The following is a 26,697-nucleotide window of genomic DNA, read 5'->3' on the forward strand; positions in this document are numbered from 1 at the left end:
CGGTCAGGGTGCGATGCCGGCCGCCGCCGGCTTGAATCCTGCGCGCACGTTCTCGCAGCACGCCGGGCGGCACACATCGAACCACGGGCCCAGGCCCGTGGCGTGCGGGCGTTCGGCGGCGCGCGTGCCTCGCAGGCGCTCCTCGACGAGGTCGACGAGGCCCGACACGAAGACGGGGTCGATGCCCGGTGTCGGGGTGCGCACGGCGCGCAGGCCGGCGTCGGCCGCGGCATCCATCGCCTCGGTGTCGAGGTCCCACAGCACTTCCATGTGATCGCTCATGAACCCCAGCGGCACGATGGCGACGGCTTCGACGCCTGCCGCCGGCAGCTGTTCGATCACATCGTTCACGTCCGGCTCCAGCCACGGCTGGCTGGGCGGACCCGATCGGGACTGGTAGACGAGGTCCCACGCGACGTGCTCGGCGCCCGGCACTTCCGCGGCGACCGCGGCCATGACGACCTCAGCCACTGCGCGGTGCTGCGCGGCATAGGCGCCGCCCTCGCCGAAGGGGCGGTGGAGATCGTCCCCCTCCCGCGGGCCCGAGCGCTCGGCATCCGCCGTCGGGATGCTGTGGGTCGAGAAGAGCACGCGCACCGAGCCGGGCGCGACGCCCTCGGCCAGGAACGTCGCGACGGCGTCGCGGACACCGTCCACGAACGGCTGCACGAACCCGGGGTGGTCGAAGAACTGCCGGACTTTGTCGATCGTCACGGTGCCGGAAAGGTCGGTCTCCGACAGCACCCGGGCGAAGTCCTCGCGATACTGGCGGCAGCTCGAGAACGACGAGTACGCGCTGGTCGCCAGGGCGAGCAGGTTCGTGCGGCCGGCCGCCGCAGCATCCTGAACCGCCTCCTCGAGGTACGGAGACCAGTTGCGATTGCCCCAGTACACCGGCAGGTCGATCTCTCGCCGCGCGAGCTCCGCCTCGAGGGCTGCCCTGAGCGCACGGTTCTGCGCGTTGATCGGGCTCACGCCGCCGAAGTGCCGGTAGTGGTGCGCGACCTCCTCGAGCCGTTCGTCCGGGATCCCCCGCCCACGCGTCACATTCCGCAGGAACGGGATGACGTCGTCCTGACCTTCGGGACCGCCGAACCCCGCCAGCAGCAGCGCGTCGTAGGCGACGGGCTCCTCGACGTGAGGGCGACCGGATGCCGCGGCCGCAGACGCGAACGGAACCATGTGCTGCTCACCAGAAGTCACCCCACCATCCTGACACCGCCGCTGCCCCGCTTCGTCCATGGTCCCCGGATCCACAGGCTCCGCTGGTGCAGGCGCGCTGGCATAGGCTGGGACGGTTGTCGCCGGCGCCATCCGCACCGGACGGCGCCCGACGTCACCGTCCACCTACGGGAGCAGAACAAGTGCCTGGAGAGAACCTCACCCGCATCGAGGCGCAGGAGCGCCGCGCGATCGTCGACACGCAGTCGTACGAGGTCGTGCTCGACCTGACGAAGGGCGCCGAGGTCTTCGGCTCGCGCACCGTCGTCCGCTTCACCGCAACCCCCGGTGCATCCACCTTCATCGACCTCATCGCGCGGGAGATCCGCGAGATCACACTGAACGGCCGGGCCATCGACCCCGCCGGCGCGTTCGCCGACTCCCGCATCGCGCTCGATGACCTCGCGCCCGAGAACGAGCTCGTCATCGACGCGGACTGCCTCTACACGAACACCGGTGAGGGACTGCACCGCTTCGTCGACCCGGTCGACGACGAGGTGTACCTGTACTCGCAGTTCGAGGTGCCCGACTCGCGCCGCATGTACGCGGTGTTCGAGCAGCCCGATCTGAAGGCGACGTTCCAGTTCACCGTGACCGCGCCCGAGCCCTGGAAGGTCGTCTCCAACTCGCCGACGCCCGAGCCGAAGAAGCACGGCGACGGCAGCGCGACCTGGCGATTCGAGCCGACACCGCGCATCTCGTCGTACATCACCGCTCTCATCGCGGGTCCGTACGAGGCCACGTTCTCGGAGCTGACGAGCGCCTCCGGCCGCGTCATCCCCCTCGGGGTCTACGGACGCAAGAGCCTGTGGCAGTTCCTCGACGCCGACTACATCTTCGACAAGACGCGCCAGGGGTTCGCCTACTTCGAGGAGAAGTTCGACTACGCATACCCCTTCGCGAAGTACGACCAGCTCTTCGTCCCCGAGTTCAACGCGGGCGCGATGGAGAACGCGGGCGCCGTGACCTTCACCGAGAGCTACGTCTTCCGCAGCAAGGTGACGGACGCGATCAAGGAGCGTCGCGTCGTCACGATCCTGCACGAGCTGGCCCACATGTGGTTCGGCGACCTCGTGACGATGAAGTGGTGGAACGACCTGTGGCTGAACGAATCGTTCGCCGAGTGGGCGTCGACGATCGCCACGGCCGAGGCAACCGAGTGGACCGAGGCATGGACCACCTTCAACGCGATGGAGAAGACCTGGGCCTATCGCCAGGACCAGCTGCCCTCGACGCATCCCGTCGTCGCGCAGATCAACGATCTCGAAGACGTCCAGGTCAACTTCGACGGCATCACGTACGCCAAGGGCGGATCGGTGCTGAAGCAGCTGGCAGCGTGGGTCGGCATCGAGCAGTTCTTCGCCGGCGTGGCCGCGTACTTCAAGAAGCACGAATGGTCCAACACCGAGCTCAGCGACCTGCTCTCGGAGCTCGAGACCACGAGCGGACGTGAGCTGTCGACCTGGTCGAAGAAGTGGCTCGAGACCGCCGGGGTCAACACCCTCTCGCCCGAGATCGCGACCGACGTGGACGGCACCATCACGCGCTTCTCGATCGTGCAGACGGCCCCGGCCGACTACCCGACGATCCGACCCCACCGCCTGGGCGTCGGCTTCTACGATCTGGACGGCGACGCGCTGGTTCGCGTGCACCACATCGAGCTGGACGTCGACGGCGACCTCACCGAGGTGCCCGAGCTGAAGGGACGCCAGCGTCCGGATCTCGTGCTCCTGAACGATGACGACCTCGCCTACGCCAAGATCCGGCTCGACGAGCGCTCGCTCCAGACTGCGATCGGCCACCTGGGCAAGATCAGCGATCCGCTCGCGCGTTCTCTGGTGTGGGGTGCGGCGTGGGACCAGACGCGCGATGCCGAGGGCTCCGCCTCCGACTACGTCGACCTTGTGCTGCGCAACATCGGCACAGAGACGGAGTCGACGACTGTCCGCACGACGCTCGCCCAGCTGCAGCTCGCGGCGAACTCGTACGTCGCGCCCGAGAAGCGCGAGGCCACGCGCGAGAAGGTGGCCGACGCGCTCTGGCGCCTCGCGCAGGACGCCGAGGCGGGCAGCGACAGCCAGCTGCAGTTCGTGACCGCGTTCGCCAGCGCCGCCGCGACGTCCGCGCAGTGGGAGCAGGTGCGCCAGGTGCGCGACGGCGACGTCGTGTTCGAGGGCCTCGAGATCGACACCGATCTGTCGTGGCAGCTCCTCGTGTCGCTCGCCGCCGGCGGGATCGTCACCGCCGCCGACATCGACGACGCGCTCGCCTCCGACAACACCGCCAAGGGCGGCGAGTTCGCGGCCCAGGCCAAGGCCGCTCTGCCCACCGCCGAGGCGAAGGCGGCCGCGTGGGCGTCGCTCGTCGACAGCGACGAGCTGCCCAACACCCTCGTCCGCTCGGCCGCGCTCGGCTTCGTCCACCCCGCGGGGCGCGACCTGCTCGAGGCGTTCGTGCCGCGCTACTTCGACGCGCTGCTGCCCATCTGGGAGTCGCGGACGTACAAGATCGCCGAGTACCTGATCGCGGGGCTCTACCCCGCGCCGCTCGCGAACGTCGCTCTGCGCGATGCGACCCGCGCCTGGCTCGAGGCCAATGCCGGGGCCGCGCCCGCGCTGCGCCGTCTCGTCGCAGAGAATCTCGCAGGCGTGGAGCGCGCCCTGTCGGTGCAGGGACGCGACGCCGAGTAGTACTCCGGTACTACCCGCACCAGCGAAAGACCCCCCTGCCGTCCGATGCGGCGCAGGGGGGTCTGTCCGTAGCGTCGAATGCATGATCGTCGCAGAGAACCTCAGCAAGAGCTTCGGCGCCAAGCGCGCCGTCGCCGATGTCAGCTTCACCGTCCAACCCGGAAAGGTCACCGGCTTCCTCGGCCCCAACGGCGCGGGCAAGTCCACCACGATGCGCATGATCGTCGGGCTGGACCGTCCGACGGGCGGCCGCGTCACCGTCAACGGACGCCCCTACGCCCAGCTGCGCTCGCCCCTGACCGAGGTCGGGGTGCTGTTGGACGCCAAAGCCGTCCACACCGGGCGCACCGCCCGCAATCACCTGCGGGCCATGGCCGCGACCCACGGCATCCCCCGCACGCGCGTCGACGAGGTGATCGAACTCACCGGGATCGGGTCGGTGGCAGGCAAGCGCGCCGGCAAGTTCTCGCTCGGCATGGGGCAGCGGCTCGGTATCGCGGCGGCGCTGCTCGGTGATCCCCACACCCTGATCCTCGACGAGCCCGTGAACGGGCTCGACCCCGAGGGCGTGCGCTGGGTACGTCAGTTCGTGCGGCACCTGGCCGCGGAGGGACGCACCGTGCTGCTGTCGAGCCATCTCATGAGCGAGATGGCGCAGACAGCCGACCACGTCATCGTCCTCGGACGCGGTCAGGTGCTCGCGGACGCCGATCTGTCGGCGCTCGTGCGAGCTTGGACCAGCAATGCCGTCGTCGTGCGCTCGCCGCGACTCAGCGAGCTGGTGGCGGCGGTGTCGGGCCCCGACATCACCGTGACGGCATCCGAGCCGGGCATGGCCGAGATCACCGGCATCACCGCGCCGGCGCTCGGCGACCTCGCGGCCTCGCTCGGCATCCCGGTGCACGAGCTCACCTCACGCAGCGGCTCTCTCGAAGACGCGTACCTCGCGCTCACCGGGGATTCCGTCGAGTACAAGACCAAGGAGATCGCATGACCGTCCTCACCGCCGAGCCGACCACACGCTCGGACACCCGACCCTCCGCCCACCGGCTCAGCTTCGCCCATCTGCTCCGCAGCGAATGGATCAAGGTCGTGACGCTGCGCTCCACATGGTGGTCGCTCGGAGTCGCTGCCGTGCTCTCGATCGGCATCTCGATGTTGATCGCCGCCGCCTCATCCAACTTCGGACCCGGCTATCCGGCCGTGAGCGCCATCCTGTCGCCCACGCAGTTCACGATGCTGGTGGCCGGCGTCCTCGGCGCGATCGTGATCACCGGCGAGTACTCGACGGGCATGATCCGCTCCACCCTCACCGCCGAACCGCGCCGCGGGGCGGTCGTACTGGCCAAGGCCGTCGTCGTGTCCGTGCTGATGGCGGTGACCAGCGTGGTGATCTACGCGGTCGCCATCGCGGCCACCGCCCCGTTCCTCACCGAGGGCATCGACTGGTCCGAGCCGTCGCAGTCCATCGCGCCGCTCGCGTTCGGCGTCCTGTCGATGGTCGCCTTCACGCTGATCGGCCTGGGTTTCGGGTTCATGGTGCGAAACGGCGCCGGCGCGATCGCCGTCACCGTCGGCGTGCTGTTCGTGCTGCCGATCGTGTTCAGCCTGTTCTCGATGGCCGGTGAGGACTGGCAATGGCTCGTCGACCTCGCCGACTATCTGCCGATGAACGCCGCGGCGGCGCTCGCTTCGCCCGGCAACGAAGAACTGGCCGCTCCGCTGCTGGCCCTGACCGGCTGGGTGCTCGCCCCGCTGGTGATCGGCTGGGGCGTGCTGCGGACGCGCGACGCGTAGAGTCGAGCGGATGTCGCGTCCAGAACCGCAGGCCGTCGTCGGTGCCCTTCCCGGCACCGACGACGGCCTGCATCTGCCACGGCCGCCAGGCGTTCTTCGCCGCTTCTGGGCCCGTCATCCGCGATTCGCCGACGTGCTGGTCGCGTTCCTGGCCCTGCTCCTGTCGGCGCCGGCGGCGACGTTCCGCACCGACTTCGCGATCGCTCCCACCCCCGCTCAGACCTGGTTCGCGATCATCCTCGTGGTGCTGTCGTGCGTCGCCCTCGTCTTTCGTCGCACCCGCCCCCTGACCGTGTTCGTCGGGTCGATGATCCCGGCGATCGTGCTTCCGCCGAGTCTCGCGCCGGCGACGCACCTGATTCCGGCATTCGCGCTCTACGCCGTCGCGGTGTACCGCTCGGCGCGCGCGTGCTGGACGGCGTTCGGAGTGGCCTCCGGCGCTCTGGCTGTTTACGCCGCCGCGGCGACGATCGCCCTTCCCTCCGAACTGCCCTTCCTGGTGTCGACCCTGGTGTCGGCGGTCGTGGGCCTGCTGATCGGCGGACTCATCGGGACGAACGTCGGAAACCGGCGACGCTATCTCGAGGCACTCATCGACCGGTCCCGCCAGCTGATGGTGGAGCGCGACCAGCAGGCCCAGCTCGCGGCCGCCGCCGAGCGCACGCGCATCGCTCGCGAGATGCACGACATCGTCTCTCACAACCTCACCGTCGTCGTCGCGCTCGCTGAGGGCGCCACAGCCACGCCCGACGCCGAGCGCGCACGCGCCGCCACCGAGCAGATCGCGACGACCGCCCGTGGTGCGCTCACCGAGATGCGCTCCATGCTCGGCGTGCTGCGCGACCCCGACGTCGCGGACGGGACGCTGCTCGCACCGGCCGAGTCCGCGAATGTCGCCGCCGCCGTCGAGGCCGCGCAGCGCGCCGGCTACCCGGTCGTGCTGCACACCGAGGGAAGCCCGGATGCGCTCCCTGCAGACCTACGGCTGGCGCTGACCCGCATCGTCCAGGAGTCTCTCACCAACGCCATGCGCCATGCCCCGCTGGCAACGCTCATCGACGTGCGGGTCGTCGTCCGCGAGGACGCCGTCGACGCGTTGATCGTCAATGACGGCGCCAGGAAGGGGGCGCGATCGGCCGATGCCGGCTCACGAGGCGGGTACGGGATCCCGGGGCTGCACGAGCGAGTCGCCCACGTCGGCGGCTCGCTCTCGGCGGGTCTCGTCGATGACGATCGCTGGATCGTGCGGGCATCCCTCCCGCGCCCGCACTCCCCGATCGAGGACGACGCCACATGACCGAGACCATCCGCGTCCTCTTGGTGGACGACCAGGAGCTCATCCGCCTCGGGTTCCGCCTCGTGCTCGACGCAGAACCCGACATCGAGGTGATCGGAGAAGCGGCGGACGGTGACGAGGCGATCCGTGCGGTGCTCGCCGACGCGCCGGATGTCGTGCTGATGGACATCCGGATGCCGCGCACCGACGGCATCACCGCGACACGCGAGATCGTGCGCGCGCACCCCGGAACGCGCGTCCTCGTGCTGACCACGTTCGATCTGGATGAGTACGCGTTCGGCGCGCTCGATGCCGGCGCCGGCGGGTTCCTCCTGAAGGACGCGCAGCGGTCAGAGCTGACCGCCGCGATCCGGGCCGTGCACCGCGGCGACGCGGTGCTCGCTCCCCCGGTCACGCGCAGGCTCGTCGAGCGTCTGCGCGCAGCGCCCGCCCCGACTCTCCCCGACGATGAGCCGGATCCCACCGCGGAGCTCACCGATCGCGAGCGGGATGTGTTCCTCGCGATCGCCCAGGGCCTGACGAACGCCGAGATCGCCCGGCATCTGTTCGTGAGCGAGTCCACCGTGAAGACCCATGTCGGCCGCGTGCTGGCGAAGATCGGAGCGAGGGACCGCGTGCACGCCGTGATCCTCGCGCACCGGCACCGCCTCGTGGACGCATCCGCGCCGCTCCCGCCCGACACTCGCCGTTGACGCGGCGCCGTGCGGGCGTTCAGCGGAGGCGGAGGCATCCGTCGTTAGGATCGTGACGATGATCCGCGTTCCCCTCGAGGCCCCCGAAATCACCGACCCCGCTCTCTGGCAGGAGATCGGTGAGTTCTTCGTTCGTGCCGGGTGGAACCTCGTAGCTGCCGCAGGCATCCTCGTCGGCGCGATCCTCCTGGTGTGGGTCCTGCGCCTGGTCATCAACCGCGTCGTCAACCGGATCGTGAGCGGCGCGAAGTCCAAGGCCAACGTCGACGACACCCAGGCACTGGAGCGCTCCCCGCTCGCCTCCGTGCGGCTGGTGCAGCGCACCCGCACACTCGGCTCGATCCTGCACAACATCGTCAACGTGACCATCGTGGTCATCGCGCTGCTCCTGATCGTGAACGTGTTCGCGCCCAACGCGCTGGCGTCGCTGACGCTGCTCACCGCGGCGATCGGCGCCGGTCTCGGCTTCGGTGCGCAGAACATCGTCAAGGACGTGCTCAACGGCATCTTCATCGTCGCCGAGGACCAGGTCGGCATCGGTGACGTCGTCGACCTCGGGCTCGCCACCGGCATCGTCGAGTACGTGAGCGTGCGCGTGACGCACGTGCGGGACGTCAACGGCACGCTGTGGTACGTGCGCAACGGCGAGATCACACGGATCGGGAACCTGTCGCAGGGCTGGTCGCGCGTCATCATCGACCTCTCGGTCGCCGTCGACTCCGACATCGACGAGGTCGAGAAGGCGATGCTCGACACCGCGAAGGGCCTCGCGAAGGACCCGAAGTGGCGCACGCGGATCCTCGAGCAGCCCGAGGTGTGGGGGCTGGAGTCCATCTCGGGCGACGCGCTGGTCATCCGCCTCGTGATGAAGACCCGCGCGAACGCGAAGGACGACGTCGCCCGCGAACTGCGGATGCGGCTGAAGCACGCCGTCGACGAGATGGGCATCACGCTGCCGGCCCTGAACACGATCATGCCCACCGGCATCGAAGGCGCGTTGCGGGTGCGCGGCGCGAACCCGCCGAAGACGAAAGCCAACCCGGTCGCGCCGGCGGCGGTCGAGCGTCCGGTGTGGCGGCCGAAGCGTACGAGCAAGAAGTCGCAGCCGCCGGTGGACGGCGATGCCGCACCCGGAACCCCGGAAGGGACGCCATGACAGACCCGACCCCCGCAGACCCGGCCCCGGCAGCCGGCGCCACGCCGCTGAGCTTCTACGACGAGGTGGGCGGTCACGACACGTTCGTCCGGCTCGTCGACGAGTTCTATCGCGGTGTCGCCGACGACGAGGTGCTCCGGCCGATGTACCCGGAGGAGGATCTCGGCCCCGCCAAGGTGCGACTGACGATGTTCCTCGAGCAGTACTGGGGAGGACCGTCGACGTACAGCGAGCAGCGCGGGCATCCACGACTGCGGATGCGGCACTCGCCGTTCCACGTCAACCCCGACGCGCGTGACCGCTGGCTCGCCCACATGCGGACCGCCGTCGATGAGCTCGACCTGCCGCCGCTGCACGAGACCACCCTGTGGGACTACCTGCAGCGGGCGGCGTTCGCGATGGTGAACACGTTCGAGCCGACGGGCATCGGCCCTGCCAGCGACGGTCGCGCAGCCGGATCCCTGCCGGTCACCGCGGCGCCTTCCGACCCGTCATCCTGACGTCCCACCCGCCGACGAAGGAGTCGACATGCCCCTCGCCACCCACTCCACGGATGTCCTCGTCATCGGATGGGGGCTCGCCGGACTCGTCGCCGCGAGCGAGGCCGCCGCCGCCGGCAAGCGCGTGACGATCATCGACCAGGAGCCGCGCACGAATCTCGGCGGGCAGGCGTGGTGGTCGTTCGGCGGACTGTTCTTCATCGACTCCCCGGAACAGCGCCGGCTCGGGGTGCGCGACTCGCTCGAACTGGCACGCCAGGACTGGTTCGGGAACGCCGGCTTCGATCGCGAAGAGGATCTGTGGCCGCGGCGGTGGGCCGAGGCGTATCTGCAATTCGCGCACGAGGAGAAGCGCTCCTGGTTGCGCGAGAAGGGCGTCGGGTTCTTCCCGATCGTGGGATGGGCCGAGCGCGGCGGCTACACCGCGACCGGGCCGGGAAACTCGGTGCCGCGGTTCCACATCACGTGGGGAACCGGCCCCGGCATCGTGGCGCCGTTCCAGGCCGCCGTCGAGGACGCCGAGAGCCGAGGCCGCATCACGATCCTCCCCCGGCACAAGGTGACGTCGCTCACCACCCGTGCGGGTGTGGTCGTCGGGGCAGAAGGCGACATCCTCGAGCCATCGGGCGCCGCACGCGGCATCGCCACCTCGCGGGAGGCGGTGGGTTCGTTCGCGATCACCGCCCAGGCCACCATCGTCGCGTCCGGCGGCATCGGCGGAAATCACGAGCTGGTGCGCAGGTGGTGGCCCGAACGCCTCGGAACACCACCCGAGTCCATGGTCACCGGGGTGCCGGCGTACGTCGACGGTTCGATGCAGGTCGCGACAGAGGCCGCCGGCGCGCGGCTGATCAACGGCGACCGCATGTGGCACTACGTCGAGGGAATCCAGAACTGGGATCCCATCTGGCCGGATCACGGCATCCGGATCCTCCCCGGTCCGTCGTCGGTCTGGCTCGACGCCACCGGCACGCGCCTGCCCGTTCCCCTCTTTCCCGGTTTCGACACGCTCGGCACGCTGGCGCACCTGCGGGCGACGGGCTACGACCACTCATGGTTCGTGCTGTCGCAGAAGATCATCGAGAAGGAGTTCACGCTGTCGGGCAGTGAGCAGAACCCCGATCTCACCGGCAAAGATGTCCGCCTCCTGGCGAAGTCCCGGCTCGGAAAGGGCGCTGCGGGACCGGTGCAGGCCTTCATGGACAAGGGCGCCGACTTCGTCGTGCGCGACACGCTGGACGATCTCATCTCCGGCATGCAGGCGCTTCCTGGTGGCGATGTCCTCGATGCCGAGCGCGTGCGGTTCGAGGTCGAGGCCCGCGATCGCGAGGTCGCGAACGACTTCACCAAGGATGCGCAGATCGCGATGCTGCGCTCTGCCCGCGCCTTCCGGGGCGACCGCCTGATCCGCACCGCGAGCCCCCACCGCATCCTCGACCCCGGTGCGGGCCCCCTCATCGCCGTCAAGCTGCACGTGCTCACGCGCAAGTCGCTCGGCGGCATCGAGACCGACCTGTCCGGGCGGGCTCTCGGCGGGAACGGCGAGCCGATTCCGGGCTTGTACGCCGCCGGCGAAGCGAGCGGCTTCGGTGGCGGCGGAGTGCACGGCTATCGCGCTCTCGAGGGCACGTTCGTCGGCGGATGCCTCTTCTCGGGGCGCGTCGCCGGACGCGCGGTGGCGGCGACTCTCTGACGCCGTCAGCGCCCGCCCGTTCGGCGTACCGGCCCCAGACCGCTCGCCACCGGGCCACGGACCAGGACGTGCCCGCGCCGCAGACTGACGCGGGTCCACGCGCCGCTCGCCAGAACGTGCGCCGATTCGCCGCCGCTGATGAAGCCCATGCTGAGCGCGGCGAACGCCGCGCCCAGCGGCAGACCACCCAGCTCCGCGTCGGGCACACCCCACACGTGCGCACGGACGGCGCGCACCGCATCCTCCCCGGCATCCGTCGGCACCTCGTCGGCGACGCGCGCGATCCCGCCCTGCGCCTTGGCTGCGAGCAGAGCGGCGTCGAGCGATTCCCGAGGCTCCCAGCCGCTTCGCGGCGGTGCGATGCCCGCCCACGCCGGCGACAGCGCCGTCTCGGGAAGGCTCAGGGCGTTCGGCTCGTCGAGCACCGCAGACAGGACGGATGCCTCGACGACGAGGTCGCACACCAGCTCCGGGTCGGCGGCCAGCGTCCGCATTGCGAGGACGGTGGGCGTGGCGTCTCCGATGCCTCGCGGCGCCAGCGGTGCCGCGGTCATCGCCAGCACGCCGCCGCTCGCCTGGAGCCGGACGCCCTCGGTCGTGAACCGCGCGGCGCGGCCGGCGAACGTGAGGGCGTCCGCGGCCGAGGCCGGGTCGGCGAGGAGCAGGCGCGGAGACATCGCCCTAAGCTACCAAGCAGATCGACGGGCGGAGGCCGCCCCGGAGAGGAGCACCCGTGGACGACGCCGAGCCGACCGTCGAACCCGATCCGGTCGCCTCGCTTCTCGCGGTGCTCGACCTCAGCGGATCCGATGCACGCACGAGCGAAGACATCTTCACCGGCACGTCCCAGTCCATGCCGCTCGGGCGCGTCTACGGCGGACAGGTGCTCGCACAGTCGATCGTCGCCGCCGAGCGGACCATCCCCGACGGCCGCATCGTGCACTCGATGCACGGCTACTTCCTGCGGCCCGGCGACTCGACGAAGGGCATCACGTTCGCCGTCGACCGCATCCACGACGGCCGGTCATTCTCGACGCGTCGCACGCAGGCATTTCAGGACGGCGTGCCGATCTTCTCCATGATCGCCTCCTTCCAGGACGAGGACCCGGGTCTGGAGCATCAGGAGCCGATGCCGGAAGACATCCCGGGGCCGGACGAGCTGCCCGACGTCGAGTCGCATCTGCAGGGGCTCCATCCCATGTCGAAGCGTCTGTTCACCGATCGGCCCGTCGACCTGCGCCACATCCCGTCGCCTATCTACGCCAGCGTGCAGGGCGAACGGGTACCGCGTCAGGCGGTCTGGATGCGGGTCCGGCGGCCGCTGCCGGACGCGGCGGGCATCCATCGGGCCGCCCTGGCCTACCTCAGCGACCTGACGATCCAGGAATCGATCCTGCGTGCGCACGGGATCGCGTGGGCGACACCTGGGCTCAAAGTGGCGAGCCTGGACCACGCCATGTGGTGGCACCGATTCGGGCGCGCCGACGAGTGGATGCTGTACGTCCAGGAGTCTCCGAGCGCACGGGGTGGCCGCGGGCTGGCGACGGGCCGCGTCTACTCGGCCGCCGGCGTCCTGCTGGCCAGCGTCGCTCAGGAGATCATGGTCCGCGTCCCGGACGCGGACTGATATCGATCTGCGACGGCGTCAGCGCCGGTGCGCGTAGCCGATCGGCTCGCCGAGGTACGGCATCCAGGCAGCGCGCTCCTCGGCGCTCAGCCGCAGCGGGCGGCCGGATGCGGCGTCGACCTTGACCACCACCGTCGTGGCGCGGGCGTACAGCGTCTGATCCGGCGAGGCGGTCTCGATCGGGCTGAACACCTCGTAGCAGACCTCGATGCTCGAGCCGCCGAGCTTGCCGAACCACATCTGGACATCGAGCGGATGCCGCTGGTAGGGCACGGGCGCGAGGTACTCGATCTCCTGGCGGGCGATGAGGGTGAGCACTCCGCTGAAGATGCTCGAGTCGAGCAGAGCCGTCTCGGGGGCTTCCTCGCCGGGCTCGGGCGCCCAGAACGCGCGGACGCGCGCTTCTTCGAGCAGCTTGAGCATGGCGGTGTTGTTGACGTGGTTGAACGCGTCGAGATCGCCCCACCGCAGATGGATCGGCAGGTGCAGACGGTGCGGCGTCCCGCCCGGCGCGCGGCCGGACGGGACGGCGACGTCGTTCTCGCTCGTCTCAGTCACGCGTGCTCCTCACTTCGTTCGTCAACACGCGCAATCGCCTCAGCATCCGAGCAAGCTCGGCTGCGTTCGGCTCAATCGCGTGTGAGCTTGCGGTACGCGGAGCGATGCGGCTTGGCGGCATCCGGACCGAGGCGCTCGATCTTGTTCTCCTCGTACGCTTCGAAGTTGCCCTCGAACCAGTACCAGTTGTCGGGGTCTTCGTCGGTGCCCTCGTAGGCCAGGATGTGCGTGGCGATGCGGTCGAGGAACCACCGGTCGTGCGTGATCACCACGGCGCAGCCCGGGAATTCGAGGAGAGCGTTCTCGAGGGACTGCAGGGTCTCGACGTCCAGGTCGTTCGTCGGCTCGTCGAGCAGCAGCAGATTGCCGCCCTCCTTGAGGGTCAGCGCGAGATTGAGCCGGTTGCGCTCGCCGCCCGAGAGGACGCCCGCCTTCTTCTGCTGGTCCGGACCCTTGAAGCCGAACTTCGAGACGTAGGCGCGCGAGGGGATCTCGGTCTTGCCGACGGTGATGATGTCCAGGCCGTCCGACACGACCTCCCACAGGGTCTTGTTGGGGTCGATGTTCGAGCGGCTTTGGTCGACGTAGCTGATCTTGACCGTCTCGCCGATCTTCAGTTCGCCGCCGTCCAACGGCTCGAGGCCGACGATGGTCTTGAACAGCGTCGTCTTTCCCACGCCGTTCGGACCGACGACGCCGACGATGCCGTTCGGGGGAAGGCTGAAGCTGAGTCCGTCGATGAGCGAGCGGCCGTCGAAGCCCTTCTGGAGCTTCTTCGCCTCGATCACGACGCTGCCCAGGCGTGGCCCCGGCGGGATGGTGATCTCTTCGAAGTCGAGCTTGCGGGTGCGGTCCGCTTCGGCAGCCATCTCCTCGTAGCGGGCCAGACGAGCCTTGGACTTCGCCTGGCGCCCCTTCGCGTTCGAGCGCACCCATTCGAGCTCCTCGGCGAGCCGCTTGGCGAGCTTGGCGTCCTTCTTGCCCTGGATCGCGAGGCGCTCGCCCTTCTTCTCGAGATAGGTCGAGTAGTTGCCCTCGTAGCCGATGAGGCGCCCCCGGTCGACCTCGGCGATCCACTCGGCCACGTTGTCGAGGAAGTACCGGTCGTGCGTGATGGCGATGACGGCACCGGGATACTTCTGCAGGTGCTGCTCGAGCCACAGCACGCTCTCGGCGTCGAGGTGGTTCGTGGGCTCGTCGAGGAGCAGCAGATCCGGCTTCTGCAGCAGCAGCTTCGTCAGCGCCACGCGACGCCGCTCACCGCCGGAGAGCGGGCCGATCTCGGCGTCCCCGGGGGGCGTGCGCAGCGCGTCCATCGCCTGTTCGAGCTGGGAGTCGAGGTCCCACGCGTCCGCGGCGTCGATCTCTTCCTGCAGGGTGCCCATCTCGGCCAGCAGCGCATCGAAGTCTGCGTCCGGGTCGGCCATCAAGCCGGAGATCTCGTTGAAGCGGTCGACCTTGGCCTTGATTGCGATGCCGTCCTGGATGTTCTCCAGCACCGTCTTGGACTCGTCGAGCTCGGGCTCCTGCATGAGGATGCCGACGGAGAAGCCGGGAGAGAGCTTGGCCTCGCCGTTGGACGGCGTGTCCATGCCCGCCATGATCTTGAGGATCGTCGACTTTCCGGCGCCGTTCGGGCCGACCATGCCGATCTTCGCGCCGGGAAGGAACGCCATCGTCACGTCGTCGAGGATCAGCTTGTCGCCGACCGCCTTGCGCGCGCGGACCATCGAGTAGATGTACTCAGCCATGCGGGTTTCTGCTCTCCTTGGAGTACGGACGTCAGCGTCCCAGCCTACCCGCGGGTCGGGGTCACCAGTCGATCGGGCGAGTCTCGCCGATCAGGCACGTCCCCTCAGCCAGCACCGGCGCGACGACCGTGACCGGTTCCCCCGTCGCAGGGCCCACCTGGCCGATCAGGCACTCGTCTCCCCAGCGCACCGAGAACTGGATGCTCTCGGCAGGATTGCCGACCGTCGAGTAGTCCTCGGTCACCTGCATGGCGGCCTTGTCGAATCCCGTTGCGACGAGCGCATCGACATATGCACGACCCGATTGCCGTTGCTCCGAGCTCCACACGGAATTCGTCACGGCTGTGAAGACGGGGAGGTTCTCGGCCGCCGAGCCGCCGGCGACCAGGACCGGCTCTGACGGCGCGGAGCTCGTCGAGGACGGCTCCGGGGCGGAGGTGGGCCCGGCCGTTCCGCCGTCCGTCCCATTCGGAGTGGGACTCAGAGCGGTGCAACCGGCCAGCAGCGCGACACTCGCTGCGGCAACCAGCATGCGTGCCCCGCGGGCGGTCGCGATCACACTCCGGTGGCGGGAGGGCTCGGGATGTCGGGGCACGGGGAGAGTCTATGGCCCGGCACCCCGAACGCCACCTGAGTGCCACCTGAGCAGGTCAGAACGGCGCCTCGGCCCCCGCGAGCACCCGCGTGTCACTCGATACATCCGCCCCGACGGCGACCAGGGATGAATCGGCTCCCGCCTCGCCGGCGACGGGCGCGCCGCCGGCCGAGTCGACTCCGGGCGCGGCCCACGAACCCGATTCGTTCGGCCCCCAAGTGCTCTCCTGCTCGGTTCGCTCGGACGTCCGGCTCGCCTTGGAGAACGTGCTCGTCCCCCACAGCAGATCGTGGCCGATGGCCTCCGCGTCGATCTCGACCGCTGTTCCGCGCTTGGCCCCGGTGTCCCACTCGCGCAGTCGCAGTCGACCGGTGACCAGCACCCTGTCGCCCTTGTGCAGTGAGTCGAATGCGTGCTCGGCGAGCCCGCGGAACGCGGAGACGGAGTACCAATTGGTGCCCGCGTCCACCCACGTATTGGTGGCCCGATCGAATCTGCGCTGTCCGCTCGCGACGCGGAAGTTGATGACCGGCACTCCGCTGCCGATGCGCTTGAACTCCGGTTCCGTCGCGATGTTCCCGGTGATGGTGATCGTCTCGTTCATGTCGCTTTCCCTTCTTGCCAGTCCAGGGACCGTCCCCGGTGCCGCCGGCGTCCGTGCCCGGTGAACGCCGGCGGCATGTTCAGCCTGCGTCCGCAGCGCGAGCCGGTCGTGGCTTCCGGTGCGTTCTGGGGACAAGCGGGTTCGGAGTCCCGTTGTGGAGGAAGGGTGCTGCGCGAGCGTGTCCATGATGTCGGAGGTCGCACATATCTTCGAGTCGAAGGGAGACGAAATGGATCAGACATTGCGACGTGCAGACCTCGACCCCCCGCGGCTGCCGTCGGGAGTTCCGGTTCGGCTGGCGGCCGCAGCGCCTGCACTGTGGCGCGTGATCGATCGCAAGGGGCACGTGATCGGCCACCTCCAGGCGATCGCCGAAGGAGGCGGCATCCGTTACCGCGTCCGGCGGTTTCGCGCCTCGTCGCGCGCGTTCCTCGAGCTCGGCGAGTTCTGGCGAATCGAGGAGGCCATCGACTGCCTCCGATTCGCCCGGTGAGGTCGCGCCGCGACACGGTCGTCAGACCGGCGGGTCGGCGAGATGCAGCGATCGCGTCAGACGACGGCGCCCACGCGGTCGAGAGACGTCGTCGGCGCCCCGGCCCGGACGTCGCGCCACGACGGTGCGAGTTCGCGAACAGCGCGGACGAGCTGCTCGGGCGGCGCCGTGAAGGGGATCCGCAGGTGCCGATCGTGCCCGCCCTCGATCGAGAAGCGCGGTCCGGCGGACAGCAGAACGCCACGCGAGCGCACGTCGATCACCACCGCGGAGCTGAGCGGCGCGTCGAGCTCTATCCAGAGCGACACTCCCCCGTGCACCGACGGAACGCGCCATTGCGGCAGGTGTTCGGCCAGGGCACCGACCAGGGCGTCTCTCCCGGTTCGCAGCAGATCCGAGCGCTGCGTGAGGATCTCGTCGAAGTCGTCGAGCAGGCGAGTCACCACCGCCTGCTCGAACTCGGGCGTGCCCAGGTCCTGCGCCGGGCGTGCCGCGACGAGACGCCGGATCAGATCGCCCCCGGCTCTCACCCAGCCGACGCGCAGCCCTCCCCAGACGGTCTTGCCCAGTGAGCCGATCCGCACGATGGTCCCGGATTCGGATGCGTCGAAGCCAGCGGCAACGGGTCCACGGTCGATGTCGAGTTCGGAGGTCGTCTCGTCCAGCACGAGCACGGAGCCGGCCCGCTCTCCCGCGAGGAGGAACGCATCGCGCTCGCGCGCCGTCATGGACCGGCCGGTGGGATTGTGGAAGTCCGGCATGAGATACGCCATGACCGGCAGAGTCCGCGCGAACGCCTGCTCGGCCCGGTCCAGGTCCCAGCCCTCGTCGGTCGTCACCGGCACACCGACCGGCCGCGCCCCTGCTCGCCGCAGCGCATCGACCGCGTGGGGGTACGTCGGCGTTTCCATGAGGACACGGTCACCGCGCCCGAGCAGCACGGACGCCACCAGGTGGATCGCGCTCTGCGCGCCGGTCGTCACCAGCACCTCACTCGGGCGCGTGGGGATGCCGCGGCGCTCGTAGCGGCGGGCGATCGCCTCACGCAACTCGATGCGCCCCAGTACGTCGTAGCCGACGCGCGCCACGAGCGAGGACGCGGACTGCGCCACCTCGGCCATGACACCGGCAAGTCCCGGCCAGGCCGGAGGACTCGCCTGCTGCAGGTCGATCGTGCCGTCGGCCCCGGCCGCGCGGCCCGGGTCGTGCCGTCCGAGTGGCAGCGTCACGCTGCCCGAGCCTCGCAGACTTGCGATGTGCCCTGAGTCCCGCAGGCTGCGGTACGCGGCCGCGACGGTGCTGCGGCTCACCTGAAGGGCGCCGGCGAGTTCCCGCTCGGCAGGCAGCGCCGTCCGCGGTGCGAGTCGGTTGTCGAGGCAGAGCAGCCGGATGCCGTCGGCCAGGGCCTCGTACACCGGCTCCTTCGTTCGCCAGCCGCCCAGGGCGACTGCCAGCGCTCGCGCCGACACTCGAGAGTCCATGGAGCCACATTAGCCGGATTGGACCGGCACACGCAGTCCAATCATGCGATTGGATGGTCGCATGCCCCGTCGCGTCACCCAACTGCTGGTCGGCCTCTTCCTCTACGGCGCAGGGTGCGCGCTCACCATCGAAGCGGGACTCGGCGTCGACCCCTGGACCGTCTTCGCTCAGGGGCTCTCGCTGCACACCGGCATCGGCATCGGGTGGATCACCAACATCCTGGGATTCTTCGTGCTGCTCCTGTGGATCCCGCTGAGGCAGAAGCCAGGGGTCGGCACGATCGCCAACATCCTCCTCGTCGGCACCAGCATGCAGGCGACGCTGTGGCTGGTCCCGCCGGCGGCGGGCCTCCTGTCGCAGATCGCCCTGCTTCTCGGCGGCATCCTGCTGGTGGCGCTGGCATCCGGGCTCTACATCGGGGCACGATTCGGACCAGGGCCCCGCGACGGACTCATGACGGGCATGAATTCGCGCCTCGGATGGCCGATCTGGCTGTGCCGCGCGCTCGTCGAACTGACCGTCCTGCTGATCGGCTGGCTGCTCGGCGGCACAGTGGGGATCGGCACCGTTCTCTTCGCGCTCCTGATCGGCCCGCTCGTGCATGTCGCGCTGCCACTGCTCGACACGCGGCGATCCGCTCGGACGCCGGCGCAGGCCGAGCAGACCATACCTTGAGCCGCCATCGGACGCGTGGGCGACGACCTGCGGGTCAGTGCTCCCGGAATTGCGGCCAGTCGCTGCCCGGTGTCATGTGAGCATGCAAGGCGCTCTTCGCGATCTCCATGCTGGGGAACGCGCCCAGCGACGAGTCGGCGCCTGCCATCGTGACGATGTAGCCCTCGTCGTCCTTGCGGATGCTGCCGACGACGCCCGAAGGGCCGTAGGCGACCCAGAGCGGGTGGTGAGTCTGCGTGGTGCTCATGATGAACTCCTTTCGAGGCCTCCGATGCCGACGCTACGCCGCGACGCGCAGACACGCCAGATCCGACGCGCGACGACGACCGGGTAATCTGGTCACCCACCCTTCCCTCCGTAGCTCAGGGGACAGAGCGAGCGGCTTCTACCCGCAAGGTCGGGGGTTCGAATCCTCCCGGAGGGGCTCTGGGCTCGGCGACCCCGCCGAGCCCGCTGTCCCGGGCGTCAATAGGATGGACCGCATGGTGGGGGCTTCTGAGAACGATCGTCTGGTGTGGATCGACTGCGAAATGACCGGACTCGATCTCGAAGTCGACGAACTCGTCGAGATCGCGGTCGTGGTGACCGACTTCGAGCTGCGCGTGCTCGACCCGGGTTTCCACATCGTCATCAAGCCGGATGCCTCGGCGCTGGCGAACATGAACGAGTTCGTGACGAACATGCATCGCACGTCCGGGCTCATCGACGAGATCCCGAATGGTGTCACAGTCGCCGATGCCGAGTTCCAGGTGCTCGAGTACATCCAGCGGTTCGTCCCGCTGGAGGGCAAGGCGCCCCTTGCCGGCAACACCATCGGCACAGACAGGATGTTCATCGCGAAGTACATGCCTCGCGTGGACCGGTGGCTGCACTATCGCAACGTGGACGTGTCCAGCATCAAGGAGCTGGCGCGTCGCTGGTACCCCCGTGCGTACATCCACGCGCCGGCCAAAGACGGCGGCCATCGCGCCCTCGCCGACATCCTCGAATCGATCCGCGAGCTCGCCTATTACCGGCAGGCGGTCTTCGTCCCCGAGCCGGGTCCGACCAGCGACGGCGCACGTGCCGCGGCAGCCGCCGTCGTTTCGTCGTTTGCCCCAGAGGTGTGAGAGAATCTTCTGGTTGCCCGCTCATGCGGGAGACATGGTGGGTATAGCTCAGTTGGTAGAGCACCTGGTTGTGGTCCAGGGGGCCGCGGGTTCAAGTCCCGTTACTCACCCCAAGCAGTCGGATCGGGGCCTCGTCAGCGGCCCTCCGTGTCGGCGAACCGAGGCATCATGATGGAGATGGATGCCGCGACGTTCGAGCAGCTCGTGATCGACGAGCTCGACGCCCTTCCCGATGACATGGTCGAAGGGCTCGACAACGTCGTCTTCGTGGTCGAGGACCGCTCCGAGGACGGCGGTCTCGACCTCTTCGGCCTCTATGACGGATGGGCGCTCACCGAGCGCGATCGCTACGGCGGCGGCGAGCTTCCGGACCGGATCATCGTCTACCGCGAGGCGCATCTGGCCGCGTGCGACGATGAGGGCGCGCTGCGTGACGAGGTGCATACGACACTGGTGCACGAGATCGCGCACTTCTACGGCATCGACGACACCCGCCTGCACGAGCTGGGGTGGGCGTGATGTCCGCGCTGGCGACACCCTCGATCGAGCGCGAAGCCGAACTTCGCGAGACTCCGCACCCCGACCGCCCGTGGCAGACCGTCGTCTGGGACGACCCGGTCAACCTGATGAGCTACGTCACCCACGTCTTCCGCGAGTACTTCGGGCTGCCCCATGCCGAGGCTGAGCGCCTCATGCTCGCGGTGCACAACGAGGGTCACGCGGTCGTCTCCGTCGGGGCGCGAGAGCAGATGGAGCTCCACGCGCAAGCGATGCACGACTACGGACTGTGGGCGACCGTCCGGCAGGAGCCGCAATGACGCAGCGGGTGATCGTCATCGAGCTGGCCCGACTGGAGGCGGCACATCTCGTCGGTCAGTTCCTCGAGCTGGTGTCGGACGCAGCGCCCTCCGACGGCGATCCCGCGATCGGAAGGCTCGTGCCGCCGGGGTACACCGACGAAAGCGACGCCCGGGAGTTCCGGGACCTCACCGAGACACACCTCCTCGACCGCCGTCGAACTGATGCCGGCGTCGTCCTGGCCTCGCTCGCGGACGCCGCGGAGATCCCCGACGACCCGGATGACCCGGCGCTCATGGAACCGGTGGAAGTGCGTCTGGACCCCGACATGGCGCAGGCATGGCTGCGGACATTGGCCGCGGTCCGGCTCGTCCTCGCCACGCGGCTGGGAATCACCGGGGCGGAGGATCACGATCCCGAGAACCCTCGCTTCGGCATCTACGACTGGCTCGGCTACCGCCTGGACGGCCTCGTGTCCGCACTCGACGACGAGGTCTGAAGCATCCCGCCCCGCCCGTCAGGGAATGCGGAAGACGTGCGTCGCGTGGCGTGTCGGCTCGTCACGTTCGATATGCCGCTGCTCCTGGCGCGCCCAGCGCTCCCAGTGGGGAGCATACGTCTGGCCGTCGCGTGCGAGTGCGCGGTGGCGTCGGGACGCGTCCGGTGATTCCAGCCACACGCGGATGTCGCCGAGGCGTGCGGTCGCGGGTGTCAGAACCCCGGCGCCTTCCACGATCAGCGGCAGCGACGGATCGACCGCGTGCGCTTCGGCGGGCTGCTGCAGCTCCCAGTCCCAGCGCTGCCACACGCCGACCATGCCACGCGCGTGCGGCACGAGGATCTGCTCCCGCGCGACCTCGACCCCGTCATCGAGGCCGTCCCAGCCCGGGTAGATCGAGTCCAGAGCGACGAGCTGGACTCGGCCCCGGAGGGGCCAGCGCGTCACGAGCGCGCGCGTCAGAGAAGTCTTGCCCGCTCCGCTGCGACCGTCGACGAGGACGACCGGATTGGACGCCGCGGTTCGCGTGATCGCGGCGACGAGATCGGTGACGGCCGCGTCCAGCGATACCGCGACCGGATCGGGACTACTTCTTGAGTGCGCGGATGACACGGCTGAGGGCGCGGCCGGCGATGAACACGAACGGCACGGCGACCGCGAGCAGTGCCACGATGTTCGGTTCGAAGCGGAGGTCGTCCCCGCGCCGGATGTATGCACCGACGGGAATGGCGTAGCCGCCCCCACCGCCCCCGCCGTTACCCGCTTCGTCGGAGCCGCCCCCGAATCCCGACCAGGTCAGTGCGACAGGGATGAGGCGGACACCGTCGACGTCCTGCTGCTCTCCGTAGGCGCTCTTGACGCCGAGGGTCGCGGACTGCTTGCCGAGTTCCAGTGCGATATTGGGCATGGCTCAACGGTAGCGGGCGCACAGGCCTCAGCCCAGTGCCTGTTCAGCCCAGTGCCTGTTCAGCCCAGTGCCTGTTCAGCCCAGTGCCTGTTCAGCCCAGTGCCTGTTCAGCCCAGTCCCTGTTCAGCTCGGCGCTAGTTCAGTTCAGCGCCTGCGTCGGCCCCGCCGTGCCGGGTGCGGGCGGCTTCGACGGCAGGGCGCCGCCGGCGCGTCCTCGCCCGAGCAGCGTGGCACGGGTGATCGCGCCCCGTCCGAACTTTGCCGCGGCGCCGTCGAGTGCGTCCTCCACCCGCCGCCATTCCTCGTCGTCGTCCCAGAGCGCAGGCGCGGCGCCGCCCGCCGGCCGCAGACGCTCGGCACGGACGCCGATGAGCCGCACCGGAAGCCGCCGCTCGATCGCGCCGAACAGCTCGTGCGCGGCATCCCCGATCCGCTGGCCGACCGCCGTGGGCTCTGTGAGGGTCTGCGAGCGGGTGATGGTCGTGAAATCCGCGAAGCGTACCTTGATGGCGATGGTGGCCGACTCCCACTCCCCCGCTCGCAGCCGCGCTCCGACGCGATCGGCGAGTCGACGCAGCTCCGCGCGAAGGATGGCGTCGTCGGAGATGTCTTCGAGGAAGGTCTCTTCGTGACCGACGCTCTTCTCCACTCGTTGGGTGTCGATCGGACGCGGGTCGATTCCGCGGGACAGCTGCCAGAGCCGCTCGCCCATCGCGCCGCCGAGAACGCGGTCGAGCACGGTCCGTGGCGTGTCGAGCACATCGGCGACGGTGCGGATGCCGCGGCCTTCCAGTGCCTCCGCCGTCTTCGGCCCGACCCCCCACAGCGCGCGGACGGGTCGCGGGCGCAGAAAGGCGTCCGTGTCGCGCTCGGCGACGATGAGCAGCCCGTCGGGCTTGCTGATGGTCGAAGCCATCTTGGCCACGTGCTTCGTCGCCGCCACGCCCACACTGCAGGTCAGCCCGGTCTCTTCGACGACGCGGGCACGCAGCATCCGTGCGATCTCGCCCGGGGACCCCCACAGCCTGCGGGCTCCGCGAACGTCGAGGAAGGCCTCATCGATGGACAGCGGCTCGACCAGCGGGGTGATCTCGCGGAAGATTCCCATCACCGCCGCCGACAGCGCGAGGTAGCGATCGAAATGCGGCTGCACCACGATCGCGTGCGGGCACAGGCGCAGCGCCTGCCCCACGGGCATCGCCGAACGGACGCCGAACCGGCGTGCCTCGTAAGAGGCACTCGAGACGACGGACCGACCGTCGGGCGCACCGATGATGATCGCCTTGCCCCGCAGCGATGGGTCGTCGAGCTGCTCGACCGATGCGTAGAACGCATCCATGTCGACATGAAGGATGCCGGTGCCGGCGTCGTCGGCACCCTCGGGTGAGACGAGCCGGCCCGATCCGTCGCCGCGCCCCATGGGTTCATTCTGCGCCGCACTGCCGACATCCCGTGGTTCCGGGCCATCGCCTGACCCGGAGCACGAGAAGCGGACTACTGCGCCGCGCGCTCCAGAACCAGTTCGCGCACGCGTGCGGCGTCGGCCTGGCCCTTCATGGCCTTCATGACCGCGCCGATGACCGCGCCTGCAGCCTGGACCTTGCCGTCGCGGATCTTCTCGAGCACATCGGGTTGCGACGCGAGCGCCTCGTCGATCGCGGCGATGAGCGCACCGTCGTCCGAGACGACAGCCAGCCCGCGTGCGGCGACGACCTCCTTCGGCGAGCCCTCGCCCGCGACCACGCCCTCCAGCACCTGGCGCGCCAGCTTGTCGGTCAGCGTGCCTTCGTCGATGAGCTGCTGCAGCTCCGCGACCTGCGCCGGAGTGGCCAGATCGGACACCTCGCGCGCCGTACCCTCCGCGTTCATCGCGTTCGCGATCCGCGTGAGCTCACCGGTCCACCACTTGCGGGCGGACGCCGGTGCGGCGCCCGCTGCCACGGTCGCCTCCACGTCGGCCAGAAGTCCGCCGTTGACGACGTCCTGGAACTCGAGGTCGGTGAAGCCCCATTCCGCCTTCAGACGGCGGCGACGCGCGGCGGGCGGCTCCGGCAGCGCCCCTCGCAGCTGCTCGATGAGCTCCGGCGCCGGGACCACGGGAAGCAGATCGGGCTCGGGGAAGTACCGGTAGTCGTCGGCGTCGGACTTGGGGCGTCCGGGTGACGTGGTTCCGGTGTCTTCGTGCCAGTGGCGCGTCTCCTGCGTGATCGTGCCGCCCGCGGCGAGGATCGCCGCCTGGCGCTGGATCTCGTATCTCACCGCCCGCTCCACCGACCGCATGGAATTGACGTTCTTGGTCTCGGTACGCGTGCCCAGCTTCTCCTGGCCGCGGGGACGTAGCGACACGTTCGCGTCGCAGCGCAGGTTGCCGCGTTCCATGCGGGCATCCGAGATCCCCAGGCTGAGGACGATGTCGCGGATCGTCTGCACGTAGGCCTTGGCCACGTCGGGCGCGCGGTGCTCGGTGCCGAAGATCGGCTTGGTCACGATCTCCACCAGCGGGACGCCGGCCCGGTTGTAGTCGACCAGCGAGTACTCCGCGCCCTGGATGCGACCGGTCGCGCCCCCGACGTGGGTGAGCTTGCCGGCATCCTCCTCCATGTGGGCGCGCTCGATCGGCACGGGCACGATCGTGCCGTCCGCGAGCTCGACGTCCACGTGCCCTTCGAAGGCGATCGGCTCGTCGTACTGGGAGATCTGATAGTTCTTGCCCAGGTCCGGGTAGAAGTAGTTCTTGCGCGCGAACCGGCTCGACGGCGCGATGGAGCAGCCGAGCGCCAGTCCGAGGCTGATCGAGTAGCGCACGGCCGTCTCGTTCACCACGGGCAGCGAGCCGGGCAGTCCCATGTCGACGGGAGCGACCAGTGTGTTCGGCCCAGCGGCGTGGTTGGCGGAGTTCGCCGGGTTCGCCGCGGACGAGAACATCTTCGTCTCGGTGTTCAGCTCGACGTGCACCTCGAAGCCGAGCACCGGCTCGAACAGCTCGAGTGCCTTGTCGAAGTCCATCAGTGCGTCCTTCGCCATCAGCGTGCGCCTCCCATCGAGTTCAGCACCGGTGCCCTGTCGAGGAGCGGCCCACCCCATGAGTCGACGAGCACCGCCTCGAGCGCGGCGCCCACCCGGTACAGACGCGCGTCCTCTCGCGCCGGAGCGAGGAACTGGATGCCGACAGGCAGTCCGTCCTCGGCGGCCAGTCCCGACGGGATCGAGATGCCGGGAACACCCGCGAGGTTCGCGGGAATCGTCGTGACGTCGTTGAGGTACATCTGCAGCGGGTCGTCGATCTTCTCGCCGAGCTTGAACGCGGTCGTCGGCGCAGACGGCGTGGCGATCACGTCCACCTGCGCGAAGGCCTCGTCGAAGTCGCGCTGGATGAGGGTGCGCACCTTCTGCGCGGAGCCGTAGTAGGCGTCGTAGTAGCCGGCCGAGAGCGCATACGTGCCCAGGATGATGCGCCGCTTGACCTCGTCGCCGAACCCGGCGTCGCGCGTGGCGGCCATGACGTCCTCGACGGTGCCGCCGGGCACGTCGATACGCATGCCGAAGCGCACCGAGTCGAACTTCGCCAGGTTGCTCGATGCCTCGGCCGGGAGCACGAGGTAGTACGCGGCGACGCCGTACTCGAAGTGGGGTGCGCTGATCTCGACGATCTCGGCTCCGTGCGCCTGCAGCGCGCCCAGAGCCGTTCGGAAGGACTCCGACACGCCGGCCTGGAAGCCGCTGTCGGGCAGCTCCTTGATGACGCCGACCCGCAGTCCCTTGAGCACGTCGCCGGTGGCGCCCTCGCGAGCGGCGGCGGCGAAGGAGGGCCAGGCCTCGGCGAGAGAGGTCGAATCGTGCGGATCGTGACCGCCGATGACGTCGTGCAGCATGCCGGCGTCCAGCACCGTGCGGGTGACCGGACCGACCTGGTCCAGCGACGACGCCAGCGCGATCGCGCCGTAGCGGCTCACCCCGCCGTACGTCGGCTTCATCCCGACGGTGCCCGTCACGTGCGCCGGCTGACGGATCGAGCCACCGGTGTCGGAGCCCAGGGCGAGGGGCGCCTCGAACGCGGCGACCGCGGCGGCCGAGCCGCCCCCGGAACCACCGGGGATGCGGTTCAGATCCCAGGGGTTCCGGGTCGGGCCGTACGCCGAGTGCTCAGTGGACGATCCCATCGCGAACTCGTCCATGTTCGTCTTGCCCAGTGGGACGAGGCCTGCCACGCGGGAGCGTGCGACGACCGTCGCGTCGAACGGCGACATGTAGCCCTCGAGGATCTTCGAACCGCTCGTGGAGGGCATGTCGGTCGTGACGAGCACGTCCTTGATCGCCAGGGGGACGCCGGCCAGCGGGCCCAGCTGCTCACCCGCGGCGCGGCGCGTGTCGATGCCGGCCGCGACATCCAGTGCGCGCTCGCTCACGTGGAGGAAGGCGTGGATGTCGGCATCCACGGCCGCGATGCGGTCCAGATGCGCCTGGGTGGCCTCCACGCTGGACACCTCGCGCGAGGCGAGCTTGTCTGCGAGCGCGGCGGCGCTCAGCTTCGTCAGATCGGTCACGGGGGCCCC

28 protein-coding genes and 2 tRNA genes are annotated in these 26,697 nt (G+C 69.4%); 17 read left to right on the forward strand and 13 right to left on the reverse strand.

What is annotated here, in order from left to right:
- Positions 1-3: 3 nt before the first annotated feature.
- On the reverse strand, positions 4-1,182 hold the full coding sequence (locus HF576_RS17280; RefSeq protein WP_240949027.1) for a ferrochelatase: 1,179 nt from the start codon (positions 1,180-1,182) through the stop codon (positions 4-6).
- Between the two features lie 182 nt (positions 1,183-1,364).
- On the opposite strand from HF576_RS17280, the gene pepN reads away from it, so the two are divergent.
- From pepN to HF576_RS17320, 8 genes are all read left to right on the forward strand, one after another.
- Positions 1,365-3,911 carry an aminopeptidase N gene (gene pepN / locus HF576_RS17285; protein WP_168914076.1) on the forward strand — a complete coding sequence of 849 codons (2,547 nt, stop codon included), beginning with the start codon at positions 1,365-1,367 and terminating at the stop codon, positions 3,909-3,911.
- Between the two features lie 82 nt (positions 3,912-3,993).
- Positions 3,994-4,905 carry an ABC transporter ATP-binding protein gene (locus HF576_RS17290; RefSeq protein ID WP_168914077.1) on the forward strand — a complete coding sequence of 304 codons (912 nt, stop codon included), beginning with the start codon at positions 3,994-3,996 and terminating at the stop codon, positions 4,903-4,905.
- Positions 4,902-5,708 (forward strand): ABC transporter permease, encoded by an 807-nt coding sequence (locus tag HF576_RS17295; RefSeq protein WP_168914078.1) that lies wholly within the window; start codon positions 4,902-4,904, stop codon positions 5,706-5,708. Before HF576_RS17290 ends, HF576_RS17295 begins: the two co-directional genes overlap by 4 nt.
- Before the next feature lie 10 nt (positions 5,709-5,718).
- On the forward strand, positions 5,719-7,005 hold the full coding sequence (locus tag HF576_RS17300; RefSeq protein WP_168914079.1) for a sensor histidine kinase: 1,287 nt from the start codon (positions 5,719-5,721) through the stop codon (positions 7,003-7,005).
- On the forward strand, positions 7,002-7,697 hold the full coding sequence (locus tag HF576_RS17305) for a response regulator (RefSeq protein ID WP_168914080.1): 696 nt from the start codon (positions 7,002-7,004) through the stop codon (positions 7,695-7,697). Before HF576_RS17300 ends, HF576_RS17305 begins: the two co-directional genes overlap by 4 nt.
- A gap of 58 nt (positions 7,698-7,755) precedes the next feature.
- The gene (locus tag HF576_RS17310) at positions 7,756-8,853 is read left to right on the forward strand and encodes a mechanosensitive ion channel family protein (RefSeq protein WP_168914081.1); all 1,098 of its coding nucleotides are present in this window, start codon (positions 7,756-7,758) and stop codon (positions 8,851-8,853) included.
- Positions 8,850-9,353: a globin gene (locus HF576_RS17315; protein WP_168914082.1), complete on the forward strand. Its 504-nt coding sequence runs from the start codon at positions 8,850-8,852 to the stop codon at positions 9,351-9,353. Before HF576_RS17310 ends, HF576_RS17315 begins: the two co-directional genes overlap by 4 nt.
- 28 nt (positions 9,354-9,381) lie before the next feature.
- Positions 9,382-11,046 carry an FAD-binding dehydrogenase gene (locus HF576_RS17320; RefSeq protein ID WP_168914083.1) on the forward strand — a complete coding sequence of 555 codons (1,665 nt, stop codon included), beginning with the start codon at positions 9,382-9,384 and terminating at the stop codon, positions 11,044-11,046.
- A gap of 5 nt (positions 11,047-11,051) precedes the next feature.
- Here the strand turns inward: HF576_RS17320 and HF576_RS17325 are convergent, their stop codons facing one another.
- A complete protein-coding gene (locus HF576_RS17325; protein WP_168914084.1) occupies positions 11,052-11,723 on the reverse strand; it encodes a DUF8185 domain-containing protein in 672 nt (223 codons plus the stop codon).
- A gap of 56 nt (positions 11,724-11,779) precedes the next feature.
- On the opposite strand from HF576_RS17325, the gene HF576_RS17330 reads away from it, so the two are divergent.
- Positions 11,780-12,673 carry an acyl-CoA thioesterase domain-containing protein gene (locus tag HF576_RS17330; protein WP_168914085.1) on the forward strand — a complete coding sequence of 298 codons (894 nt, stop codon included), beginning with the start codon at positions 11,780-11,782 and terminating at the stop codon, positions 12,671-12,673.
- 18 nt (positions 12,674-12,691) lie between these two features.
- Here the strand turns inward: HF576_RS17330 and HF576_RS17335 are convergent, their stop codons facing one another.
- The 4 genes from HF576_RS17335 to ssb all read right to left on the reverse strand — a co-directional run bounded on the left by HF576_RS17335 (position 12,692) and on the right by ssb (position 16,181).
- Entirely contained in the window at positions 12,692-13,162 is a 471-nt protein-coding gene (locus HF576_RS17335; protein WP_205835439.1) for an acyl-CoA thioesterase, read from the reverse strand.
- A gap of 140 nt (positions 13,163-13,302) precedes the next feature.
- Positions 13,303-14,982 carry an energy-dependent translational throttle protein EttA gene (gene ettA / locus HF576_RS17340; protein WP_168914087.1) on the reverse strand — a complete coding sequence of 560 codons (1,680 nt, stop codon included), beginning with the start codon at positions 14,980-14,982 and terminating at the stop codon, positions 13,303-13,305.
- Between the two features lie 61 nt (positions 14,983-15,043).
- Positions 15,044-15,577, reverse strand: a complete 534-nt coding sequence (locus tag HF576_RS20145; RefSeq protein ID WP_425523017.1) for a DUF6993 domain-containing protein — start codon at positions 15,575-15,577, stop codon at positions 15,044-15,046.
- A 55-nt stretch (positions 15,578-15,632) separates the two neighbouring features.
- The gene (gene ssb / locus HF576_RS17350; RefSeq protein ID WP_168914088.1) at positions 15,633-16,181 is read right to left on the reverse strand and encodes a single-stranded DNA-binding protein; all 549 of its coding nucleotides are present in this window, start codon (positions 16,179-16,181) and stop codon (positions 15,633-15,635) included.
- Positions 16,182-16,410: 229 nt separating this feature from the next.
- On the opposite strand from ssb, the gene HF576_RS17355 reads away from it, so the two are divergent.
- Positions 16,411-16,674 (forward strand): hypothetical protein, encoded by a 264-nt coding sequence (locus HF576_RS17355; RefSeq protein ID WP_168914089.1) that lies wholly within the window; start codon positions 16,411-16,413, stop codon positions 16,672-16,674.
- 56 nt (positions 16,675-16,730) lie between these two features.
- On the opposite strand, the gene yczR is transcribed toward HF576_RS17355, so the two are convergent.
- Positions 16,731-18,155, reverse strand: a complete 1,425-nt coding sequence (gene yczR, locus HF576_RS17360; protein ID WP_168914090.1) for a MocR-like transcription factor YczR — start codon at positions 18,153-18,155, stop codon at positions 16,731-16,733.
- Between the two features lie 61 nt (positions 18,156-18,216).
- On the opposite strand from yczR, the gene yczE reads away from it, so the two are divergent.
- Entirely contained in the window at positions 18,217-18,831 is a 615-nt protein-coding gene (gene yczE / locus HF576_RS17365) for a membrane protein YczE (protein ID WP_168914091.1), read from the forward strand.
- Between the two features lie 34 nt (positions 18,832-18,865).
- On the opposite strand, the gene HF576_RS17370 is transcribed toward yczE, so the two are convergent.
- On the reverse strand, positions 18,866-19,078 hold the full coding sequence (locus HF576_RS17370) for a methyltransferase (protein ID WP_168914092.1): 213 nt from the start codon (positions 19,076-19,078) through the stop codon (positions 18,866-18,868).
- 104 nt (positions 19,079-19,182) lie between these two features.
- Here HF576_RS17370 and HF576_RS17375 point away from each other — a divergent pair.
- The 6 genes from HF576_RS17375 (at position 19,183) to HF576_RS17400 (ending at position 21,237) form a co-directional block, all read left to right on the forward strand.
- Positions 19,183-19,255, forward strand: a tRNA-Arg gene (locus HF576_RS17375).
- 58 nt (positions 19,256-19,313) lie between these two features.
- On the forward strand, positions 19,314-19,940 hold the full coding sequence (orn, locus tag HF576_RS17380) for an oligoribonuclease (protein WP_168914093.1): 627 nt from the start codon (positions 19,314-19,316) through the stop codon (positions 19,938-19,940).
- A gap of 37 nt (positions 19,941-19,977) precedes the next feature.
- A tRNA-His gene (locus HF576_RS17385) sits at positions 19,978-20,053 on the forward strand.
- A gap of 34 nt (positions 20,054-20,087) precedes the next feature.
- Positions 20,088-20,459, forward strand: a complete 372-nt coding sequence (locus HF576_RS17390; RefSeq protein WP_168914094.1) for a metallopeptidase family protein — start codon at positions 20,088-20,090, stop codon at positions 20,457-20,459.
- Complete coding sequence (clpS, locus tag HF576_RS17395) at positions 20,450-20,758, forward strand: ATP-dependent Clp protease adapter ClpS (RefSeq protein WP_343234333.1); 309 nt, start codon at positions 20,450-20,452, stop codon at positions 20,756-20,758. Before HF576_RS17390 ends, clpS begins: the two co-directional genes overlap by 10 nt.
- Positions 20,755-21,237 (forward strand): DUF2017 family protein, encoded by a 483-nt coding sequence (locus HF576_RS17400; protein WP_168914095.1) that lies wholly within the window; start codon positions 20,755-20,757, stop codon positions 21,235-21,237. The genes clpS and HF576_RS17400 overlap by 4 nt, the downstream gene beginning before the upstream one ends.
- An 18-nt stretch (positions 21,238-21,255) precedes the next feature.
- Here HF576_RS17400 and HF576_RS17405 read toward each other — a convergent pair whose 3' ends face one another.
- The 5 genes from HF576_RS17405 to gatA form a co-directional block, all read right to left on the reverse strand.
- Positions 21,256-21,849: a nucleoside/nucleotide kinase family protein gene (locus HF576_RS17405; protein WP_168914096.1), complete on the reverse strand. Its 594-nt coding sequence runs from the start codon at positions 21,847-21,849 to the stop codon at positions 21,256-21,258.
- On the reverse strand, positions 21,824-22,144 hold the full coding sequence (locus HF576_RS17410) for a hypothetical protein (protein ID WP_168914097.1): 321 nt from the start codon (positions 22,142-22,144) through the stop codon (positions 21,824-21,826). The genes HF576_RS17405 and HF576_RS17410 overlap by 26 nt, the downstream gene beginning before the upstream one ends.
- A 139-nt stretch (positions 22,145-22,283) precedes the next feature.
- Entirely contained in the window at positions 22,284-23,564 is a 1,281-nt protein-coding gene (gene dinB / locus HF576_RS17415; RefSeq protein WP_168914098.1) for a DNA polymerase IV, read from the reverse strand.
- A gap of 74 nt (positions 23,565-23,638) precedes the next feature.
- A complete protein-coding gene (gene gatB, locus HF576_RS17420; RefSeq protein ID WP_168914099.1) occupies positions 23,639-25,168 on the reverse strand; it encodes an Asp-tRNA(Asn)/Glu-tRNA(Gln) amidotransferase subunit GatB in 1,530 nt (509 codons plus the stop codon).
- Positions 25,168-26,688, reverse strand: coding sequence for an Asp-tRNA(Asn)/Glu-tRNA(Gln) amidotransferase subunit GatA (gene gatA / locus HF576_RS17425; RefSeq protein ID WP_168914100.1), 1,521 nt, complete (start codon positions 26,686-26,688; stop codon positions 25,168-25,170). Before gatA ends, gatB begins: the two co-directional genes overlap by 1 nt.
- Positions 26,689-26,697 lie beyond the last annotated feature (9 nt).

Source organism: Microbacterium salsuginis (assembly GCF_012524205.1).
Taxonomy (GTDB): Bacteria; Actinomycetota; Actinomycetes; order Actinomycetales; family Microbacteriaceae; genus Microbacterium; species Microbacterium salsuginis.